We start from the raw sequence: 20,434 nt of genomic DNA on the forward strand, positions 1-20,434 counted from the left end.
CTCCTGGCCCCTTGAAAAGCCCGGTACTGGCTCTATACTACGAATCCTAAGGTGGGATCCGTCCGGTGGAACAAAGAGAATTGGATAGACTCTTTGCGGAAATTACAGTCAAGGCGCAACAAGTAGAACAGGCCGCCATAGCCGAACTTCAATCGCTCGCTCTCGAAGTAGGACCAGAGCGCCTTTTTACGACCGTCATGGTCATGCTCACGCTGGTCCCACCAGGGAGTGCCTCAGATGCAACGCACGGCACTGTTTCGGTCAAGACGGAACTGCTCGCCTACCATCTCCTTCCACTCTTCGGGAATCCTCCCAAAGGCCCTCTCACACCGCAAGGCGTAGAACGAACTCTGGAACTCGTCGAGATACTTCTCGGATCGTATATCCAAGGGAACAGTTTTCGGGAGGAGCAGACCGAAGGGAGCAACCTACCGCTTGACCTCAAGGCTCTCATCAGACATGTCGTGATCGATACAAGAGTTGTTCGTGGATCGGCCTATCCCGAGCAAACCATGCAAGAGATTTCCGAAGTTCAAGGCCACTTCGAGGAATGGTTTTCAAGCCGTGCCGGCATTGGTCCGCGCCGAGCAATTGATCTGCTCCTGGCCATCTTGCGTGCCGAAGAGGATCTCGGAAACGAATGGCGCTTCAAATTAGTGGATGGTCGTCTGTCGGCTGAAAAGGCCTGGAAGGAGGCACGGCGAACAAAGAAAAGCCAGCTGAAGGTCGAACAACAAACCCTCCTATCCACTGCCCACTCTGCCCAACAGGCAGGGTTTCTTGGCTATGCACAAACACTGGCCAATGTGCCTCCAGATGCGGTGTCTGTGCCCCGGGAACTTACCAAGTTGTCACCAGAACCCACCCTGAAAGAATGGGAAGGACTGATCGCCCTAATTGGCTGTACACCGCAAGCCAGAAAGGTGATGCACGATCCAGTGGAAGTGAGACACCGCCCGCTGTTCGTGCTGCCCGGTAATCGTGTCTTGCTTGGCGATATCTCGAATGCCGTGGATCAACTCTGGCGTGCATTCGAGGACATCGCTCGACAGGATCAGGCTTTCTACAGCGGTGCCTACCAACAACACAGAGGCCGGTGGCTTGAGGATAGACTTGCGGTTCTGGTTCAGCGCGTCTTCCCGGCCGAAACGATTTACCGAAAGCTGACCTACCCCGACCCCGACCGAGGCCAGGGGGCTACGGCAGAATTGGACGCAGCAATCCATTGGCTGCCCTTCCTGGTGGTGATTGAGACCAAGGCTGCGCAGTTCCGGTTTGCATCCCAACTCGGCGATCTGGTCCGTCTCAGGAGCGATGTGAAGGCAAACGTCACCGATGCCTTTGAACAGGCGAGACGCGCTGCCCGGTACATTCAGTCGGTCCCGGAGGCTGTTTTCCTCGAAAATGGTACAGGCAGGACTCTTGTCGTTCGGCGTGATGAGATCCAGCGCACATACCTGATCACGGTATCCCTCCACCATTTGGCTCGCATTGCAACACGATTGGCGTCGATTCAAGGGTTGGGACTCTTTAGAGACGGGCAATACCCGTGGGCCATCTCGGTTGCAGACCTTGACCTCGTGACTCAGTTTTGCCCTGGGCCGGACGCGTTCCTACATTATGCAGAGCGAAGACTGGCTATACAAAGAGAGGTGGTTAATATCCAGGCCGACGAGATAGATCTGTTCGGTGCCTATTTAAAGACCAGACTTCAGGCCAATCGGATATGGGAACGGGAAGGCATGAAGAAGCCTGATTGGGTAAGCCTTTCCGGCTTTCAGGAACCATTCGATGAGGTGATGGCTCACAGAAGAGGGGATCGTAAAGATGCGCCCCAGCTCCGCCTTGAAATTCCCCAAGAGGTGGAGGATATCCTTCAGGAACTCCGGAGGCATGAAAGCGATAAAGATGCACGCTGGATCGCATTTAGTCTCCTTTCCCTGTCTGATAGGGCGCTGGAGATTGTCGCAAGGATGTTCAGAGATTTACGGTCTCAATCACTCAATGCCGACTCATTCCGAAGGCTTACTCATACTGAACGCGATCTGGCCATTTCGATTGTTGCGACAAAAGGTCAAGCTGCAGACGCCCTCCTGCGGAACACTCAATCTCGCACCCTGTTGGAGAAGTACAGGAGAAAATGCACCACGAGCATAGGATTTGGAGTCGTAGTGTCTGATCCCTCGAAGCCGTTTCACTGTGCAGCATGGGCTGAATGGCCTTGGGCGTACGATCCTGAAATGGAGAAGTTGATCGAGACAGAACCGGCACCCACGCCGGCGCCGGGCAGTAAGATTCCCGGCAGAAATGATCCTTGTCTCTGCGGAAGTACGAAAAAGTTTAAGAAATGTTGTCTGCCGAAAATGGAAGCCTCTCGGCGAAGGTAAGCCAACGACGTGCCTCCTGAATCTCCTCAGGTATGACGCGACCGGATAAACTCAAACAGTCACAATTCCGCAAGGTAGGGTTCGGAAGGCAGCCTGGCTGAACCACGAATCATGCCTGTCGATTGGGCGCCGCCCTATTAGACGATGCTTCCAAGCTCGCTCGCCTCTTCTGTTTCCGGGACTGGCACCCGCGTTGGCTCTACTGCGGCCGTCGGGAAACAAGAAAAGGGGTCGGGAGTCGTTTTCTGACTGAGCACTATTAAGACTCCCGACCCCTTTTTCTCTCCTCAAAAAACAGCATTTCTCAGGCCGATTGGCTAGATGGGCCTTGACGGAGCCAGCGAATCGACGGAGAATGTGCCGCGCTGGTCCATGCGTTCACATCGGAGGTGTGGACAGATGGAAGCGCTGGCAAGAGCAACAAGACATGCGGAGGCCAGTGCCGGTGAAGGATTGAGCATGCCGACAGCGCCGATTCGGCATCAGGCGAGGGACGGAAGGAAAGCTGATCGTGTCTCTGCCGTATTATCGCGAGCGTGTCGCCAAGGTTAAGACCGTGGCCGGGCGACGGTGGCACAGCAGCAACAACATCGGACCGCACCTCACACGAAGGGGATCATCACACACCTGCTGGCCCTCTTCGCCGGAGAGCCGACGGAAGTCGATGCTGCTCTTCGTCCACTCAACGGCGCTCACCATGACATGTCTGCAGGTGTCCCAGTCGTCCGTCCGACCGTTCCGGGAGACCATCTGCTCCTCAATCAGGTGCGTCTTGCCGCCCGCGCCCGACATCTGAGCCGCCACACCGAGCAGGCCTACAGTCAGTGGGTCAGGCGCTTCATGATCTTTCATGGCCCGCGGCCCTTGGCAGACATGGCCGAACCGGAAATCGGGCAGTTCCTCTCAAGCTTGGCGTCGCCGTCTCATGTGAGCGCCTTGACGAATCAGTCATGCAAAAAGCCATGAAGGAGGCCCCGCTCAAAGCAGGGATGCCCAAGCCGGCGAGTTGTCATACCTTGCGGAACTCGTTCGCCACTCATCTGTTGGAAGACGGCTACGACATGCGCACGGTGCAAGAGCTGTTGGGACACACCGACGTGAGTACGACCATGATCTACACACATGTCCTGAATCGAGATGGGCAGGGCGTAGACAGTCCTGCAGATCGTTTCTGACTGCAACTTGGTGGCTGGATATACTGCGGGCTGATAGCCGGATAGACCGCAGGATTCGCAGTCTATCTCAGACAGCTTAACGGCGCGATGTCTTGATAAGTGTCGGATTTCCTTTTAGGCTTGCCATCCAGTGAGCTGCGTAGGTTCCCGTGCTATGCGTCGCGGGTAACCTGCAGCAGACTTAATGGTTAGATTGCGCAAGGGAGAATTGACATGGCCACACAAGAAGCCGCGAAGACGCTCCGTGAAAAGATTGGCGGCGCGCTAGCGTTTCGCGAGAAGAGTCTGGAAGCTCGGTCTCAGTGGGGGTCGATCTCCTTTGAGAAGGCCTCGTCCGATTTTCGTCGGATCTTCGAGATTCTTGCTCACCTTAGTGTGCTCCCCCTTGATTACCTCACTGACTCCGCGATGGCGCAGATTCAAAGTGAGGTGGATCAAGTCGTAACGCTCTACACCCGCATCGATCGGTTCAATATCGAGCAGCACGCACCGATCCAGGTCCGAGACCAACTCGTTCAAGAAGTCCATAGTCGGGCGGATCAGCTCTATTCTGTGTCAAGTCCATGGATCCCCTTCCTCGCGTACCAGAAGGGCGATGTTGCGAAGAATATTGAAACTCTCACAGCAACTGTGACCCAAGCGCAGGCCTTGGTGGACACCGCGAAGACAACGATTGAGAATCGACAGCGAGAGATCGAGACGATAATCACCCAGGCTCGCGAGGCCTCCGCTGCAGCTGGAGCAGCGGTTTTCACGCAAGACTTCAAAAATGAGGCAGCCACTCTAGACACTCGTGCCACGAAGTGGCTTTGGTTGACAGGCGTGCTAGCTCTCATAACCCTAGCTTTCACCGCCGCCATGTGGCTTTGGCCTGTCAACACGTCCGATCCGACCGTTGTACTTCAGCGCTTCGGGGGAAAGGTGGCCGTCTTGATTGTGCTCTTCACGGCGACCTTGTGGTGTGGCCGGACCTATAAGTCGCTCATGCATCTCGCTACCGTCAACCGGCACCGCGCCCTGAGTCTGCAGACTTTCCAGGCCTTCTCCCACGCTGCAAGCGATGATGCCACCAAGGACGCCGTTCTCATGGAAACCACCCGGGCTATATTCGGGTCGGTGCCCACGGGCTTTCTCGATTCCAAGGGCTCGGCCGAAACTGATCTGAAGGTAGTTGAGATTGCTAGATCCCTTGGTGGCAAGGCAGCCACTACGCAGACGTAGATGGCGCAATTTAACTTCGGGTTCCAGGGGGGCGCAGGCCAGCGGCGCTCCGCTTGCTGGCCTGCGCCCCTGAACCCGGCCATTAGACGGCAGATAAGATACAAAGAAAATCAAAGAAAATCTGGCCCAGAGTGCAATTTCTGAACGGCCCACCCCTTTCGGGCGCCCGCGAGTTTCCCCTTTCAGCCGCCTGCCTGTACTGGGAAAGGGGAAAAGGTGTGAGCGACCTTTTTGACGGGTGTGGGAGAAAAAGGGGTCAGAAGTCTTAGCCGGGAGTATTAATAGTGCTCAATCATAAAACGACTCCCGACCCCTTTTTCTCTCAATCAAGTTTTAGTCTGCACCACGCCCACCGGCGAGTTTAAAGAGGTTTGACCAAGAGAGGGGACCAAGTACAGTGCATTAGCTCTTCAAGCTGAAATCAGCAGGGAGGGTATAGCCACTTGCCCAATGTTTTCGATAGAACTGGAAAATCCAGCCTGAGGTGAGCGGATTATCTTTAGCCCTTGCAAATCTGTAAAGAACGATATTCCCGCCTATGGAGTTCGAGTGCCACCCTTGCGACGCCCAATCCATATCAGAAGTCAGTTTTCGTAGCCATTGCACCTTCATCGTTACACGGTCGCTAAGAATTTCACCAAAATGGTGAAAATAGAGCCCCCGTATGATCCGCTCTATTGTCTTGTCGTGTGCCTGGCTATCCCAGAGAACTCGACAGCCTTTATCGAAAATAACGCCTGCCTTGGTTGTTAGGTATACGGGTTCAGTTCTGGCGAGAATTTCGTTTCTGAGTGTTTTGTTATGACGCATTGTCCTCACTGCATGATTTTCCCAGAGCTTCTGCGCTTCGGGTGAATCCACTCCCGCTTGAAGACTGAGGTACATTCTGAACTTCTCGTCAAGCCCCGACATACCCATGTTGCAACTTGCGCAAGCAGGGACCGTGATCAGATCACTTGGTCGTGGGGTGGGGAAAATGCTCCTGGGAGGGATATGGTCTCTGGTAGTTGCCACATTTCTGCCGCAAATGACGCAAAGTTGCTGGGATCTACTTGGTGTCATCGATTGAGAGTCCTTAAGCTTCTCGATCTGAAGGGAGATTTGGTTCAGACATGGCGCTTCTTCATGCCCTCACACTAATCCGCGAGGATGTGGTGGGTGCGCTTAACTACGCGCGTCCAACGAGGGGTGTCCGAGACCGGGCGTTGCGTGAGCATGAAGCGCCGCGCCCAGCTCAGACTCGCGCCCCCTATTCACCGTTCTGTGATCCGCTTCGCCAAAGCAATCAACACCCCTTCGCGGAGTCCTAGATCGCTGACCAGACAGTCCGACTGGCCCAATGTCTCCATCACCGTGCTCAGGATCAACGCTCCGGCGACGATGGCGTCTTCGCGGCCTCAGGCCCTTAAGAGTCGAGCAACGTCCGAAATTCTTCGAGCGTCAGCCCTGCTTGTCGAAGCATTTCGTGGAACAGCCACTTAGGAATGTCTCGTTTGTGCCGGTGGCTGATTCGGACTCGCAGGATCGAGCCGTTCGGCAGGAACTTCCGCCAGGTTTCGTGTTTTTCTGATCGGAGTTTTTCGAACCCTGCGCGTTTGAGGACAACGCGGAAATCGTTATACGTGAACGAGGCCATGCTTGATCTCGATCAACGTACGCAACTCCCAATCAGTCTTACACGCAGCAATGGCTTCGATGTAGGGAAGGTGGTGGGCTCGGTTGGGACTCGCGGCGTACCGATCGCGATCCCGGAGATATTCCTTGGCATAGTCCTGAATGGCCTCAATGAGATCTTCCAAAGCGGCATCGGCGGTCGGGAGTTCTGTCACGAGATCCAATTCCGGACACTTGGCACAGAAGTAGCCGTTGTCCTTCGCAAGCAGAATCGTCAGGAGAGGCTCGGCAACCACGATCTTCGGCTCTCTTCTGCGATGCCGGCTTACCTTTGTGCTTGTCATAACCGCCCCTTTCAATGGCCTGCATTGTAGTTCAGCACGCCGGTGCGAGCAACTCGATATTCGTTCGATCACAGCCTAAGCATCAGTGGGATTTTCTGGAAACCGTGCGGGTTCAGCACTGGGGCTGGAGCGGCCTGCTTCGCGAATCGCGCTTCACCCGTTGCAACCCAGGAGCAACGGGTACCCGGGCACCGCGACTTAGCGAGCAGCAGCGGTCCGCGAAGCGGACGGCGAGCACTGTCCGAAGCTGCGTTCGTGCGACGCACAGAACGCAGCCGGTTGCGCAGCCGAGCAGATGCGACGCTTAGTGCGGTCGTACGACCCATTGCACGCGGCAGGCAATGGGTACCCCGGCGTCTGAGCAGAGCAGGCCGCCCCAGCCCCGGCTCATGGATGCCAACCGCCAACCGGCTTGAACAGAAGCTGCGCAATCCACAGGATCAGGACGATCCGATCGACGATTGCCATCATCGTTACGGGATCGCGATACAGCTCTGCCAGCGCTGGCTCTTCGTTTACCGGTCTCCCATCCGCCTCGCCAGATCGATCAACACCCCTTCGCGCAATCCCAGATCGCTGACCAGACAGTCCGACTGGCCCAATGTCTCCATCACCGTGCTCAGGATCAACGCTCCGGCGACGATGACGTCTTCGCGGCCGCGCTCCAGACCAGGCAGTCCCCGACGCTGCGTCTTGGTCCGGCGCAACAACTCCTGCTCCAGATCTCGGATTGTTGCTAAGTTCAGCCGGTAATTGTGAATCCGCGCCGGTTCGTAGGCCGGCAGGCGCTGGGCCATCGCAGCCAAGGTCGTGATCGTGCCGGCGGTTCCGACGAAGGTGATGCCTGCCAGATCGCCGAGCTGAGCCTGCACCGTCTCCGTTTCTTTGCGGATCAGCGCTCGCGCCGCTTGTACTTCGTCCGCCGCCGGCGGATCATGATGAAAAAAGCGCTCCGTCAGACGGACGACGCCGAGATCGATCGAGCGGACGAACGGAGCCGAGCCTGGACGATCGAAGATGAACTCCGTGCTGCCGCCGCCGATGTCCAGCGCGAGCATCGTGGAGACATCGGCCGGCAGTCCCGACCGGATCCCGAGCATCGTCCGCCGCGCTTCTTCTTCCCCGCTGATCAGCTCCACTTCCCAGCCGATGTCCCGCTTCACCCGATGCAGAAACTCGTCGCGATTGACCGCGTCGCGGACGGCGCTGGTCGCCACGGCGATGGTCCGTTCGACCGGATAGGTGTCGATCACCTGCTTCCATTCTCGCAAGGTCTGAATGACGCGGGTTATCGCTTCAGGACGCAGCGTACGCGCGCGATCGACGCCTTCGCCCAGCCGCAGGATGCGCCGGTCCGAGCGCAACTCGGTCAGTCGTCCTGCCTCGGACACCCGGGCGATCAGCAGCCGGCACGTCAAGGTTCCGACATCGACCCCCGCCAACACTTTTTCGTCCGGATATTCGGGTTGCGTCGCGCTCACAGACCGCTCCTGATGTCATCCATCTCGGCCTCGATCTTCTTCCGTTGCTCCTGAAGCGATCGGACTTCTTGGACCATGCGGCTGATCTCCATGTCGTTCATGACGCGTTCGACCGGTTCGCCGCGCTCGTGCAGTCCGACGGCTCGTTCGCCGATGTCTCCGCACAGGTCCCGAATCCGTTCGTCCAACTTGCGCAGGTCCAACCGCAGGCGCAACAATTCCGCCTCTTCCATCGCGCGATTCGCCGCCTCGGCCGTCCCCCGCCGCACCGTCGCCCATCCGGCTTTCAGGTCATGTTTCAGTCGTTGCAGGAGGCCCACGGTCGCTTCGCTCCCGGCTCGCCCTGTTGTCAGCTAATCGACCCCAATTCCAATTTCGCCTGCCATCGCCGCAACATCGTCGCTCGCAACACGCGATGCTCGGGCTTGGCCAACTGCGGATCCTGCTTGAGCAACGCAAAGGCTTCCTCTCTCGCCCGCTGCAGCAGGTCCGCGTCGCGGATCAAGCTTGCCGCCCGAAACTCCGGCGCGCCCCACTGTCGCACGCCGAAAAATTCCCCGGGACCGCGAATCTTCAGATCTTCCTCTGCAATGACGAACCCATCGTTGGACTTCACCAACGCTTCCAGGCGACGCCGCGCCTCCGAAGAGGGGGCGGCAGGACGACCTGACGTGATGAGGAGGCAATACGCCTGCTGCCCCCCGCGCCCGACCCGCCCGCGCAACTGGTGCAACTGCGCCAGCCCGAACCGCTCCGCATGCTCGATCACCATCACCGTGGCGTTCGGCACATCCACACCCACTTCAATGACAGTCGTCGCCACCAGGATGTGAAGTTCGCCGGCCTTGAAGGCCGCCATCGTTCGCTCTTTTTCATCCGTGCTCAGACGTCCGTGCAACAGCCCGATGCGGGCGTCGCGGAATTCTCCCGCTTGCAGCCGTTCCATCCCTTGAATGGCCGCCTGGAGATCGCTTTTCTCCGACTCTTCGACCAGCGGATACACAATGTACGCTTGGCGACCGGCCTTGAGTTCGTCGCGAAGAATCTGATACGCGCGCCGCCGCTGCGACTCTGTAAACAGCCAGGTACGGATCGGCTTGCGGCCGGGCGGCAGGGCATCAATGACCGACACGTCGAGATCGCCGTACACGGTCATGGCGAGGGTCCGGGGGATCGGCGTCGCGGTGAGCACCAACACATCGGGATGATAGCCCTTGTCCAGCAAGGTCTTCCGTTGCAGGACGCCGAACTTGTGCTGCTCGTCGATGACCGCCAGGCCCAGGTTCGCGAACCGGACCTCTTTCTGGATCAACGCGTGCGTGCCGATGACGACCTGGGCTTCGCCGGAGGCGATCTGTTGCAACGCCGCCGTCCGCGCCTTGGTCCGCCCCCCGCTCTTCAGCAGCACCGGTGTCAAACCCAGTTCCCGGAGCAACCCGCGCAGAGTGAGATAATGCTGCTCGGCCAGAATTTCCGTCGGGGCCATCAACGCCGCCTGATAGCCTGAGCCGCAGGCCGTGACCAGCGCGTGCAACGCCACGACGGTCTTCCCACACCCGACGTCGCCCTGAATGAGCCGGTTCATCGGACGCGGCGACGCCATATCCCGCCGGATGTCGGCGATCACCCGCTCCTGCGCCGCGGTGAGGGTGAAGGGAAGCACGGTGCGAAGGCGGCCGAGCAGCGGCGTCCTGACGTCGAACCGAATACCCTTGACCTCTTCCTTCACCGATCGTTGACGGCTTCCGAGCGCCAACTGGAGCACAAACAGTTCTTCGAACGCCAATCGCCGATGCGCCGGCGTCGTCCCGCGCTCCAAAGCCTCGAGATCGGTCCCGGGACGGGGAAAATGAACCTCCTGGATCGCCGCCGCCATACGAGGAAGCTTGAGTCGGAGGCGAACGGGCTCCGGGAGGATGTCCGGCATCGCCGCCGCATGCTGGTCCAGCAGCGACTTGACGAGCACCCGCATGTGCCGCGACGTCCAGCCCTTGGTTTCATGATAGATCGGCACGATCCGGCCGACATGCAGCGGAGCGTCACCCTCCTCCAGCAATTCGTATTGATCGACGTCCAGCCGCAGGTCGGCCCAGGATTTCCGGCCGACCTGGACCCGCCCGGCCATCATCACGCGGACGCCGGGCGCGAGCAGTTCTTCCAAATATGCCTGATTGAAGAAAATAGCGTGGAGTCGGCCGGTCGAGTCGGCGAACGTCACATCGAGCACGCTCATCCGGCGGTGCGGAATGCGCTTCAGCGAACGAGCCGTGACCGTTCCGCAGACGGTCGCCCGCAGACCGGGGCGGAGCCGTTCGATCGGCGTGATCACGGATCGGTCTTCATACCGCCACGGCAGGAACCACAGGGCTTCCTCCACGGTTTTGACGCCGAGCCGTTCCAAAGCCGTGGTCCGTTTGGGCCCAACGCCTTTGGCGAACCGGATGGGCAGATTCCACAACTCGATCGCGGCCGAAGAGCCGGAGGGGGTCAAAGCCCCTTCCGGGTACCCGGTGCGCTTCCTGGTGCAACGGGTGAGGTTCGCGTGGGGTCTGGCTCCCTCGCGTGACGCGCGCGTCTCGCCTTCCATGCGAGTGCTTGTCTCCCTGGCCTCGCGCCGCTCGCCCATTGCCTCCGCCTTCGCAAGCCGCTCGATGATCGCTCGCGCCTGTTCCACGCGACGCTTCTGTTCGGCCGGAGACAACCCCGCATGGAAATCGGCGAACAACTGGCGAAGCACTAGCAACTCTCCTTCCACCTGTGGCGAGTAAACCGCTTCGGCCAGGGCCTGCACCACCTGAGCCGAGACGAACTGGCCGAGATTTTTCACCGTGGCCAAATGGGCGTAAGCATCCCGACTCGCGAACTCGATGGGGCGGGCGAGGCGATGCACGATGTCCCGAAGGCGATCGGTTTGGTTGGCGCCGGTAGCGGCCGGAGAGGCGGGCATGAATCAGGGCATCCCTTACCCCGCGCGACGACCGCTGACTACCGAGGACGGAAATCAGCGGCGACGGCATTGCAGGTGCGCGAAGTCGTCAGATGGTAGCACAGGCCCCGGAGCGGCACAACGACGGGCAGGCTGCCTTTCAGCGTGAATTCCATACAGTCTTCATGAGCCTTGGGTTCCCCTACGCAGGATGACAATCATGGCTGGGCGAGAGGCGGGGGGCTCGGGGCAAGGGGGAAGAGACTCCGACCTCTAGCCTCGGGCCTCTAGCCTCGCGCCCATTTTTAGAACAATATTTGGAGCGGCTGATCGGCAATGGTACACTTCCCGTCAATAGGGAATACCATGTATCGGCGCAACATCGCCCATATTCTCGGACCGTTCGCCTTTCTGTTGGCGCTCTTCGTCGGATATCACGCCTGGTTCAAGCCGACCTTCCGACCGCCGCCTCCGCCGCCTCAACCCAAGACGGAACCGACCAAGGCGCCGGCGCCCCGACCGACCGAACCGGCTCCGGAGACCGTGTCTCACGCGGAAAGCCCGCAGGCCCGCCTGATGGATCCCGGCCATATCCCGGACTCGCAGTTCGCCGCGACGCTCAAGAACATTCATGAGGAACTGGAAAAAGCCAATTACGCCGACGCGGAGGCCAAGCTTGCCGACCTTCCCCCCAAGGCGCTGGCCCAGCCGCAGCTTCGCCGGTACGCCGCCGTCCTGTGGAACAATCTGGGCGTCCAGCAAGAGAAGACGGGCGGCACCGAGGCGTCGGTCAAGGCGTTCAAGACCGCGGTGTCGTTAGACCCCGCCAACCCGGTGGCCCATCTCAATCTCGCTCACGCGTATTGGGAGCTGCGCGATCCCGCGCTCACACCGGAATTCCTGGAAACCGTGATCCGCCTAGCGCCTGCCGAACCGTTCCCTCACCTCGCGATGGCCGATCTGCTGCAGGAACGGGACGACTTGGCGGCGGCGGCCCGACATCTGGAACAAGCCGCCGATCGCGCCGGGCAAGATCCCGCGCTGCGCTCCTACCTGCAGACCGTTGCCGCCAAGGTCAAGCGCACGGAGAAGACCGAACACCAGATGACCGCCCGCGGCAGCACCCATTTCACGGTGAAGTTCGACGGCGGGGATGACCAGACGACCTGGGTCAGTGTGCTTGAGATTCTGGAAGAGGCCTATCGAGACATCGGGCAGAAGTTCGGCTATTTCCCCGCGAAACCGATCATCGTCGTGCTGCATACGAAAGACAACTTCCTGAGCGTGACCGGCAGCCCGATGTGGGCCGACGGGTTGTTCGATCCGGTCCTGGGGCGCATCCAGATCCCGACCCAAGGCGCCTTGACCGATCAAGTCTGGTTGACCCGCGTGTTGCGCCATGAATTCGTGCACGCGCTGCTGCATGAACGCATGGGCCTCGAAGCCGCGGCCCTTCCCACCTGGTTGAACGAGGGGCTGGCGATGCAATTGGCGGGCGATCCCTGGCCTGATCTGGATCAGATCATCCAGGGCGAAGTGAAACTCTTGCCCCTGACCGCGCTGGAAGGAAGTTGGGGCGGGTTGTCAACGGAGACTGCGGCGGTGGCCTACTTTGAAGCCAACTCCGCCGTGCGTTACCTCATTGACCGCTTCGGCATGCATCGGATCGGAGAGATGCTCGCCATGCTCAAGGCAAGACACACGCTGGCGGCTGCGATGCAAGACAAGCTGTTTCTCTCTTATGACCAATTCCAGCGCCAGTGGGCGGACCAGTTCCACGCGAAGCCGAAAACCGGCAGGACATAGATCCGGCGTTCCTCCAGACCACGAGGGTGGCTGTCGCCTTCCGCTGCCGCCCCGGCCACAAGGGCAACACGCTGGCGCGCTCCTCTTCTTCCGGCGCTGCTTCTCGCTCCAAAGACTCGAAGGTGTCCACCCATAACAGGATTTCGCTTGTCCGGTCGTACGCGCTCACCATGAATTCAAACTCATGGCCGAGGTTGCGGAACGCGGCCGTCGGGACCAGCCGATATCCTGTCGGCTTGCCGGCTCCGCGACCGCTTCCGGTGAGCGCGAATTGGTCCTGCCACACCATGCTTCCCGTGTTCGGATCGAGGGCTCGAACGAGGTAATAGGGCTGGACGGCGGCGCCGCTCTGGTTCGCAGTCCGTTTGAGCGCGACCGTGGGCCGGACCAGCCTCGCGATGGGCCTGGCTGTTTCTCCTTCGCCGCCGGTCGTCAGATTCAATTGGCCTTCCCACAGAAAGCTTCCGGTCTGAGCATCATAGACCCGCAGAAGGAATTTCGAGAGACCTTCTCCGCTTATAGAGCCCCCGCCGCCGATCCCGCCCGCGAAGATCCGTCCGGTCGTCTGGCCGGATGTCGGGGCTCCGTCCTCGATCACCGCCAAGTCGAAAGACTCTTCCGAGAGCACCTGGCCGGTCCGGGCGTCGTAGATCCTGATCACGATGATCGATTCCCCGCCGGCTTGAAAACCGAACCCCGCCGCAAGCACGGGGGTGTCGGCATGAAAGCCGCGCGGCTGCTCGCCGCCCCATCCCTGTCCTGCCCACATCAGCAGTCCTATTCCTGCAATCGGCCATGCAGCCCGGACGTTGCGCAGCAAGTTCTTCATGTCACAAACTCCGTGGATGAGTGTTGATGGATTCTGGCTGTGCGGGCATCCGGAGTAAATTCTGCTTAGGACAGGCAAACCCCTCGAAAAGGGGGGAAAGCAGCATGGATGTTTTAGGGAGGGAGAGCAGGATCGCTGAGATCAGCGTGGCGGATGGACTTCGCCGAACCAGCGATACCGATTTCTGGCGACGATCCAATAAGCCAGATAAGCCAGGGGCTTGAGCAGCGGTACCCGCATCAAGGCCAGCATGAGACGGCCGCCTCGAAGGCCCGGCAAGAGAGGCAGGAATGCATCGAGCCCGCGGCGAAGCTGACCGTCGGACCCGACCAGGAACGCCATATCGGGACGGCCGGGACGGTACTCCGCCCCCAAATACCGCGCCGCTTCCTCGCTCTGATACGGAACGAACCGGACGGGGGATTGCTCTACGTTTCTATCGAGCCGTTCGATTCCCGCCTTGGCCGCCACGCACAGACGGCATTGACCGTCGTAAATCAGCACGCACGGCGATTCAGGCTGTGAGGGGTGCCGACGCATAAAGCAAAACAGCGTTCTGATTGAACCCGACCGACCCTAACACTGGGCCGGTGCTCCTGCAAGCCCCGGCTTGCCGACCTTAGCCATCGGCGTTATAGTCCCGACCCATGGATCATCATCGGCTCATGCTGGGGCTGCTCGTCGCGTTGATGAGTCTGGCCGTTCTGTCGCGCGTTGCGCATCCAATCGCCGCGCTTTCGCTCACCGCGCAGGTGGTCTGGAACGGATTTCTGTTCGGCGTTCCGATTGTGCTGGGAGGGTTTCTGCTGGCGAAGGCCAGGTGGGCTTTGATGGTCGGAGTCATGTATGGAACGGTCGGGCTTGCGCTGGACATTTCGACGTTGGTCCAGGAGGTGACCAGACCGGAAACCCGGACCTCGGTCCTCGCGCTCAGCGGATCGACCGGCCTGTTGAATTTCCTCTTGATTGCGCTGGGCGGGCGCGGGTTTCTCGACGTGCAACCGGACGTGAGGCCTCCAGCAGGCCGCCCTCCCAATCTTCGGCCCCCTTCTTCATCCTCACACGTCTGATCCGCCCGTATCCGGCTTCCCGCAACCACCGGCTCGTCTCCGCGATCGAATAGGTGTTGCCTCTTTCGGTGAACAGCAACATGGTCACGGCGAAGAGACTCGCCTCCACCGGATACAACCCTTCGCGGTCCAGCAGGAACGCATCCTGGATCAGGAGACGGCCTCCCGGCGCGAGCGCCGGGAGGAGGCGTCGAAAGAGACCACGATTCTCCTCCGGCGAGTAAATGTGCAGAACATTGGAGTACCAGATGACGTCGTATCGGCCGGGCACAGGCTTGCGCATGAAGTCCAGGGGGAGATAGGAGAGCCGGTCGCCCGCCTTGTGGGTGGCCGCGATTTCCCGCGCAACGCCCAACGCCGGCGCCCGGTCGCAGACCGTCGCGCGCAACCGCGGATTGCGGGCCAGAAAGGCCAAGGCATAGGTGCCCGGCCCGCCGCCGAGATCCAACAGCGTCCGGGCGTTCCGAAGATCGACCTGCGCAGCGACCTTCGGCGCAATCGCCGTCGATCGATGGTGCATGGCCCACGTGAATCGGCGGCGATATGCCGGTTCATCCGGGTCCTGCCGGTCCACCGGTTTTCCGCGCTTCACACAGGCGGTGAGTTGCGACCAATCGTTCCACTGATCCCGCAGAAGCTCGAGATAGGCGCCCCGATAGTGCGGGCTCTTCGCGTTGAGGGCGTCGGCGGCCGCCGGGCCGTTCCGATAAAGCCCGTTCCGCTTGCGAAGCAGACCTGCGGCGGCCAGATTGCGGCAGAGAATGTCCATCCCTCGCGGACTGGCGCGCAGCTTTTTTGACAGCTCCGCGATCGTCCAAGCGCGTGAGCCGACGACGGTGAAGAGATCGAGGTCGAGCGCGGTGAGGATGATGCGCGGCACGCGGTAGGCGAACACCGCGTCGCGGAATTCTTCAAAGGAACGGATGAGCACGTGATGAACGCTGAAAGAGAATCAGGCGGCGGACCGGCGCGCCGGCGTGGTCCGGCGCGTCACGCTCACGCGAATTGTTGCTGGCACCACAGGACCATCTCTTTGAGTTCTTCCGGCTTCTCGAAATCGACCATTTTGTGGAACGTGACGGCCACGTATTGGTTCGTCATCTCGGTTTCCTCTTCGAACCCGGCTTGGAGGAGAAACGGGCGGCACTTGGCGACGGCGGGCTGGAGATAGTATTTCGCCTGCTTGGCCAACTCATCCGTCCCCAGATCTTCCGTCGTGCCGCCGGACATCAGGCTTTGGATGTCCTCCATCGCCAGGCCGTTCTGGCAGATCAACCGCCCGTCGGGCGTCACCTCCAACATCCACCCTTCGCTGCCCAGGTCCAGAGCCAGCGCTCCGCCCGGCTCCAATTCGTAAAACTCTGGCGCAATCCGGCACAGCAACGATCGGACGTGTTCCCACGACGGAGCGGAAGACGACGCCCCGTTCATCTGCGGCTCTCTCGCGGCTGGGGTTGTTGTCGGGCTTCGACGGCAAGGCGGGCGCGGATGGTCGCCAGGCGTGTCTCATTCTCCTCGAGTTTCGGCAAGCGGTACTTCCGATCCATGTGGACAACCTGCTCCAGCAGGTCGGCGGCTTCCTGCAGCCGACCTAACTCTTCGTAACACTGCGCCAGCACATAGCGGGCGACGCCGGTCCGTAGTTCGTCCTTGGCCCGCTCGGCGATGGCCTGGCTTGTCTGGCAGCAGGCGATGGCCTCGTCGTAGCGCTTCTGGAGCAGATAAGTCCGCCCCATCATGCGCCACGCGTCGGCGACTCCGCCCTGATCGCCCAAACGCCGCATCAGGACCAGCGATTGCTCATAGTAGCGGATCGCTTCTTCAAACTGTCCCGTCTCCCTGGCCACCAGCCCGAGGTCTGAGAACAACACGGCCTTGCCGGCCTCGTCGTGTGCGCGCGTCATGATGTCCAGGGCCTCGAGGTAGTAGGCGCGAGCCCGGTCCCATTCCCCCGCGTCCGCGCGCAGGTTCCCGAGATTGGCCAGCGTCGTCCCGATGCCCCGTTCGTCGCCGAGAATCTTTTGCAGTTCGAGCACTTCCTGATAGTAGGCCTGCGCCGCTTCGCGCCGCCCACTGACCGCGCAGATGTTGCCGAGATTGCCGAGCGTCGCCACCAGCGAGCGACGGTCGCCGGTCAGGCGGTCGCACTCCAACGCTTTCGCGTAACAGAGATAGGCTTCGGTGTAATGACCGCGCGCGAAATGCTCGTTGCCCTGGCGGTTCAGTTCTTCGGACAGCCCGTTGCGCATGACCATGGAGTCAACTCTGGACAACACGCTCGACGGCCTGTTTGGCCCCGCTGAGGATGGAGACGCCGTCCCCGACCAGGATCGCGTCGAAATTGTATTTCAGCAAGCGGCGGAGCCCTTCCTTGGCTTTAGCGACATCGACATATTTCTCCGCCGGGAGCATACTGAGCGAGCCGGACGGTTTTCCGATCACCGCATCGCCCACAATGAGAATCCCCTTGCCTTGCTGGATAAAGAGCGCGCATTCTCCAGGCGATTTCTGATCCTGTAGATGGACGACCCAAATGCCGCCGGGAAGCAACTCTCCGTCCCTGAAGGTCTTGCTCGGTTTGAGCTGCATCTCCGGCGCATCGACCTCCGGCACCTGCAGTTGGCACTTGAACTCGGCCTGATACGTCGCCGCCTCCCGCTCATGGTCCCGATTGGTGACAATGATGTAATCGATCGGCCCGCCGCGTTTGACCTGTTCCAGATCGTCCGGCGTCATGGGAGGCGGATCGACGAGGATCCGATGTTCGCCGACTGTCAGCAACAGCCCGTTGAAGTCAAGCTGCTTCTCCTGGGAGAACCAGGACCACTGCCAGATGCCGGGAAAGAGCTGCTTCATGGGAGAACCGCGCGAATCGCGGGAAAGGCGCGAAGAGCGAGAATCGCCGGCGACATCTCGTTGAATTCTCCCATTCTTCCGCTTCGCGCCTTTTCCGCCCGTCCCGCTCGCCGCGCCGTCTCAGAGCGCCGCCACGGCGTCTGTGACCACCTTCGTGACTTTCGCCAGAATGTCCGCTTCATTGGGGAGGTCGATCATGTCGTCTTCGGGAATGGTAATGAATTTGCGGTTGGGGCCTTTGGTCAGGGAAATCAGGAACATGCTGTTGGACGGCGTCACGGGGATCACCACCTGCACGGCGGCGTCGATCCCCTTCACGAGATCAAGAAACCTCTGCTTCCCTGCTTCCAGTTCATCCATATGAGTCCGTGATCCGTAACGCGTGACGCGTGACGAGTCAGATCGCCTATACGGACAAAGCAGCCCATTGAAGATAGACAACCGCTTCGTCGTGTGACATGTCACGTATCACGCATCACATCCCTTGTGATTTGCCCCCGCTCGCCAGCAACTTCTCCACTTCCTGAACGATCACCTCCGCCCCGGCCAGATCCATGTTGCCGACCCGCTGCCAGCGGATGACGCCGTGCTGATCGATCACGTAGACGTTCGGGATGAACTTCCCTCCGCCGTACAGTTTGTCCGTGACCTTGTTGGGGTCGAGCAGATACGGATAGGTGACCTTCACGGGAAAGGCGGCCACGAACTCGCTCACGTCTTTCTTGGAGTTGCCGGCGGAATTCACACCGATCACCGCTACGTCCTTGCCCTTCGTCGCCTCATACACTTTCTGCAGATTCGTCCCTTGAATCATGCAGGGCTCGCAGATGTGAAAGAGCCCCAGCACGACGACCTTGCCCTTCAGGCTCTCCAGCGAAACGGTTTCGCCGTTGATCGAAGTCAGCGTAAAGGTCGGCGCTTTCTCGCCGATCTTGAAGAACCCGGCGGCGGACACGGTCCCTACCGCAGCCATACAGATCGCTGCGACCATCAAGAAGATAAGTTTCCGGTTCATGGCAGCCTCCGCACCTTTCAGGAGTTCTGAGTCGTGAGTTCTGAGTTCAATAAACCATTCGGAATTCAGCGCTCAACACTTCTCACTCATCATGTCGCGCTTATCCTAGCACGCGGTTTTTTTCAGGAGCAACAGGCTGGAAAGAACGTCAAGCGTCAACCGTCAACACCCGGTCGCTCAAGCTCCCGCTATTAACGATTGACGAATGACGGTGACGGTTTTTCAGTGTGAGGGATCGAAGAGCCCGAGCTGCAGTTCTTCGGCTCGAGTGAAGGAGATGGGGTAGCGTTCGGTGAAACAGGCGTCGCAGTATTGCTGCGGCGTGCCCGGCGCGGCCTTCAGCATGCCTTCCAGACTGAGATAGGCCAGGCTGTCGGCGGTGATGTACTTGCGGATTTCCTGAACCGTATGGCTGGACGCGATCAGCTCCTTCTTCGTCGGAGTATCGATCCCATAGAAGCACGGGGACACGATCGGCGGGGAACTGATCCGCATGTGCACTTCCTTCGCGCCGGCGTGGCGGATCATCTTCACGATCTTTCGGCTGGTGGTCCCGCGCACCAATGAATCGTCCACCACCACCACTCGCTTACCCGCCAACACTTCGGGAACGGCGTTCAGCTTGATCTTCACGCCGAAGTGCCGGATCGACTGTTCCGGCTCGATGAACGTCCGGCCCACGTAGTGATTGCGGATCAACCCGTTCTCGAACGGAATGCCGGAGCCTTCCGCGTAGCCCAGCGCCGCGGGCACGCCGGAGTCCGGCACGGGGATCACTACATCGGCCTCTACCCAGGCCTCCTGCGCCAACTGCCGGCCCAACGCCTTTCTCGTCGCATAGACCGCGTTGGCGCCGAAAATCCGGCTGTCCGGCCTCGCGAAGTACACGTACTCAAAGACGCACATGGCCGGCCTGGTCGGCGGGAACGGCTTGTAGCTGGTGACGCCCTTGTCATCCAGAACGATCAACTCGCCGGGCTCGATCTCCCGCACATAGTCGGCGCCGAGCAGATCGAACGCACAGGTCTCGGACGCTACCAACCAACTGTCGCGCAGGCGAGCGAGGCACAACGGCCGGAATCCGTACGGATCGCGCGCGGCGATCACGCCGTCATCGGTCAGCAGGACCACGGAGAACGCTCCACGCACCTGGCTCAACGCATCGATGACCCGCGCGAGCAGCGTGTCGGCCCGCGAGTGAGCGATCAGATGGATGATGACTTCGCTGTCCGACGTGGATTGGAAGATCGCCCCATAGGCCTCCAACTCATGCCGTAGCATGGTGGCGTTGATCAGATTGCCGTTATGAGCCAGCGCCAGATTGCCGAAGGCGAAATTCACGATCAGGGGCTGGACGTTTTTGAAATCGCTCCCGCCGGCGGTCGAATACCGGTTGTGGCCGATGGCCATGTGCCCGGGCAACCGCTTGAGGACGGACTTGGTATAGATGTCCGCGACCAGCCCCATGCCTTTTTCGACATAGAAATGGTTCCCGTCGCCGGACACAATGCCGGACGCTTCCTGCCCCCGGTGTTGGAGCGCATAGAGGCCGAGATAGGTGAGATTGGACGCTTCCTTGTGGCCGTAAATCCCGAAGACGGCGCACTCGTCATGGAATTTGTCTGGAGTGATCAAAGGCAGACGTGACGCGTGACCCGTGACGCGTGAAGCGATAGGAAGATTCTTGCGCGCGTTGCCCATTGCCCTCAC

Annotated in this window: 21 protein-coding genes and 1 pseudogene; 5 read left to right on the top strand and 17 right to left on the bottom strand. The window is 60.0% G+C overall.

Annotated features, from left to right (window positions below; all coding sequences use genetic code 11):
* Window positions 1–65: 65 nt before the first annotated feature.
* Window positions 66–2,387 (top strand): SEC-C metal-binding domain-containing protein, encoded by a 2,322-nt coding sequence (locus AB1555_12605; GenBank protein ID MEW6247529.1) that lies wholly within the window; start codon window positions 66–68, stop codon window positions 2,385–2,387.
* 525 nt (window positions 2,388–2,912) lie between these two features.
* Here the strand turns inward: AB1555_12605 and AB1555_12610 are convergent.
* Window positions 2,913–3,239 (bottom strand): hypothetical protein, encoded by a 327-nt coding sequence (locus AB1555_12610; protein ID MEW6247530.1) that lies wholly within the window; start codon window positions 3,237–3,239, stop codon window positions 2,913–2,915.
* On the opposite strand from AB1555_12610, the gene AB1555_12615 reads away from it, so the two are divergent.
* From AB1555_12615 to AB1555_12625, 3 genes and pseudogenes are all read left to right on the top strand, one after another.
* The gene (locus tag AB1555_12615) at window positions 3,153–3,353 is read left to right on the top strand and encodes a phage integrase N-terminal SAM-like domain-containing protein (GenBank protein ID MEW6247531.1); all 201 of its coding nucleotides are present in this window, start codon (window positions 3,153–3,155) and stop codon (window positions 3,351–3,353) included. The two genes, AB1555_12610 and AB1555_12615, sit on opposite strands and share 87 nt — an antisense overlap.
* Window positions 3,323–3,562 (top strand): annotated as a pseudogene (locus AB1555_12620) (tyrosine-type recombinase/integrase). The gene AB1555_12615 and the pseudogene AB1555_12620 overlap by 31 nt, the downstream one beginning before the upstream one ends.
* A gap of 213 nt (window positions 3,563–3,775) precedes the next feature.
* The gene (locus tag AB1555_12625) at window positions 3,776–4,783 is read left to right on the top strand and encodes a hypothetical protein (GenBank protein MEW6247532.1); all 1,008 of its coding nucleotides are present in this window, start codon (window positions 3,776–3,778) and stop codon (window positions 4,781–4,783) included.
* Window positions 4,784–5,185: 402 nt separating this feature from the next.
* On the opposite strand, the gene AB1555_12630 is transcribed toward AB1555_12625, so the two are convergent.
* The 7 genes from AB1555_12630 to recG form a co-directional block, all read right to left on the bottom strand.
* On the bottom strand, window positions 5,186–5,701 hold the full coding sequence (locus AB1555_12630) for a hypothetical protein (protein ID MEW6247533.1): 516 nt from the start codon (window positions 5,699–5,701) through the stop codon (window positions 5,186–5,188).
* Between the two features lie 335 nt (window positions 5,702–6,036).
* Complete coding sequence (locus tag AB1555_12635; GenBank protein ID MEW6247534.1) at window positions 6,037–6,165, bottom strand: hypothetical protein; 129 nt, start codon at window positions 6,163–6,165, stop codon at window positions 6,037–6,039.
* 23 nt (window positions 6,166–6,188) lie between these two features.
* Window positions 6,189–6,419, bottom strand: a complete 231-nt coding sequence (locus tag AB1555_12640) for a type II toxin-antitoxin system HicA family toxin (protein MEW6247535.1) — start codon at window positions 6,417–6,419, stop codon at window positions 6,189–6,191.
* The gene (locus AB1555_12645; protein ID MEW6247536.1) at window positions 6,400–6,693 is read right to left on the bottom strand and encodes a hypothetical protein; all 294 of its coding nucleotides are present in this window, start codon (window positions 6,691–6,693) and stop codon (window positions 6,400–6,402) included. The genes AB1555_12640 and AB1555_12645 overlap by 20 nt, the downstream gene beginning before the upstream one ends.
* A gap of 563 nt (window positions 6,694–7,256) precedes the next feature.
* Window positions 7,257–8,222 (bottom strand): Ppx/GppA phosphatase family protein, encoded by a 966-nt coding sequence (locus AB1555_12650; protein MEW6247537.1) that lies wholly within the window; start codon window positions 8,220–8,222, stop codon window positions 7,257–7,259.
* Entirely contained in the window at window positions 8,219–8,542 is a 324-nt protein-coding gene (locus tag AB1555_12655) for a hypothetical protein (GenBank protein ID MEW6247538.1), read from the bottom strand. Before AB1555_12655 ends, AB1555_12650 begins: the two co-directional genes overlap by 4 nt.
* A 29-nt stretch (window positions 8,543–8,571) precedes the next feature.
* On the bottom strand, window positions 8,572–11,169 hold the full coding sequence (recG, locus tag AB1555_12660) for an ATP-dependent DNA helicase RecG (protein ID MEW6247539.1): 2,598 nt from the start codon (window positions 11,167–11,169) through the stop codon (window positions 8,572–8,574).
* A 345-nt stretch (window positions 11,170–11,514) separates the two neighbouring features.
* On the opposite strand from recG, the gene AB1555_12665 reads away from it, so the two are divergent.
* Window positions 11,515–12,954, top strand: a complete 1,440-nt coding sequence (locus AB1555_12665; GenBank protein ID MEW6247540.1) for a tetratricopeptide repeat protein — start codon at window positions 11,515–11,517, stop codon at window positions 12,952–12,954.
* Here the strand turns inward: AB1555_12665 and AB1555_12670 are convergent.
* The 9 genes from AB1555_12670 to purF form a co-directional block, all read right to left on the bottom strand.
* The gene (locus AB1555_12670; protein MEW6247541.1) at window positions 12,836–13,783 is read right to left on the bottom strand and encodes a hypothetical protein; all 948 of its coding nucleotides are present in this window, start codon (window positions 13,781–13,783) and stop codon (window positions 12,836–12,838) included. The genes AB1555_12665 and AB1555_12670 overlap by 119 nt on opposite strands.
* Before the next feature lie 141 nt (window positions 13,784–13,924).
* Complete coding sequence (locus AB1555_12675; GenBank protein ID MEW6247542.1) at window positions 13,925–14,287, bottom strand: DUF393 domain-containing protein; 363 nt, start codon at window positions 14,285–14,287, stop codon at window positions 13,925–13,927.
* Between the two features lie 426 nt (window positions 14,288–14,713).
* Window positions 14,714–15,784 (bottom strand): methyltransferase, encoded by a 1,071-nt coding sequence (locus AB1555_12680; GenBank protein MEW6247543.1) that lies wholly within the window; start codon window positions 15,782–15,784, stop codon window positions 14,714–14,716.
* A 65-nt stretch (window positions 15,785–15,849) separates the two neighbouring features.
* Entirely contained in the window at window positions 15,850–16,284 is a 435-nt protein-coding gene (locus tag AB1555_12685; GenBank protein MEW6247544.1) for a hypothetical protein, read from the bottom strand.
* Entirely contained in the window at window positions 16,281–17,108 is an 828-nt protein-coding gene (locus AB1555_12690) for a tetratricopeptide repeat protein (protein MEW6247545.1), read from the bottom strand. Before AB1555_12690 ends, AB1555_12685 begins: the two co-directional genes overlap by 4 nt.
* Before the next feature lie 4 nt (window positions 17,109–17,112).
* Window positions 17,113–17,709 (bottom strand): hypothetical protein, encoded by a 597-nt coding sequence (locus tag AB1555_12695; GenBank protein MEW6247546.1) that lies wholly within the window; start codon window positions 17,707–17,709, stop codon window positions 17,113–17,115.
* 120 nt (window positions 17,710–17,829) lie between these two features.
* On the bottom strand, window positions 17,830–18,069 hold the full coding sequence (locus tag AB1555_12700) for a hypothetical protein (protein ID MEW6247547.1): 240 nt from the start codon (window positions 18,067–18,069) through the stop codon (window positions 17,830–17,832).
* 115 nt (window positions 18,070–18,184) lie between these two features.
* Window positions 18,185–18,724, bottom strand: a complete 540-nt coding sequence (locus tag AB1555_12705) for a TlpA disulfide reductase family protein (protein MEW6247548.1) — start codon at window positions 18,722–18,724, stop codon at window positions 18,185–18,187.
* A gap of 222 nt (window positions 18,725–18,946) precedes the next feature.
* Window positions 18,947–20,425, bottom strand: a complete 1,479-nt coding sequence (gene purF / locus AB1555_12710) for an amidophosphoribosyltransferase (GenBank protein MEW6247549.1) — start codon at window positions 20,423–20,425, stop codon at window positions 18,947–18,949.
* Window positions 20,426–20,434: the final 9 nt, after the last annotated feature.

The organism is Nitrospirota bacterium (assembly GCA_040755395.1).
Lineage (GTDB): Bacteria > Nitrospirota > Nitrospiria > Nitrospirales > Nitrospiraceae > DATLZU01.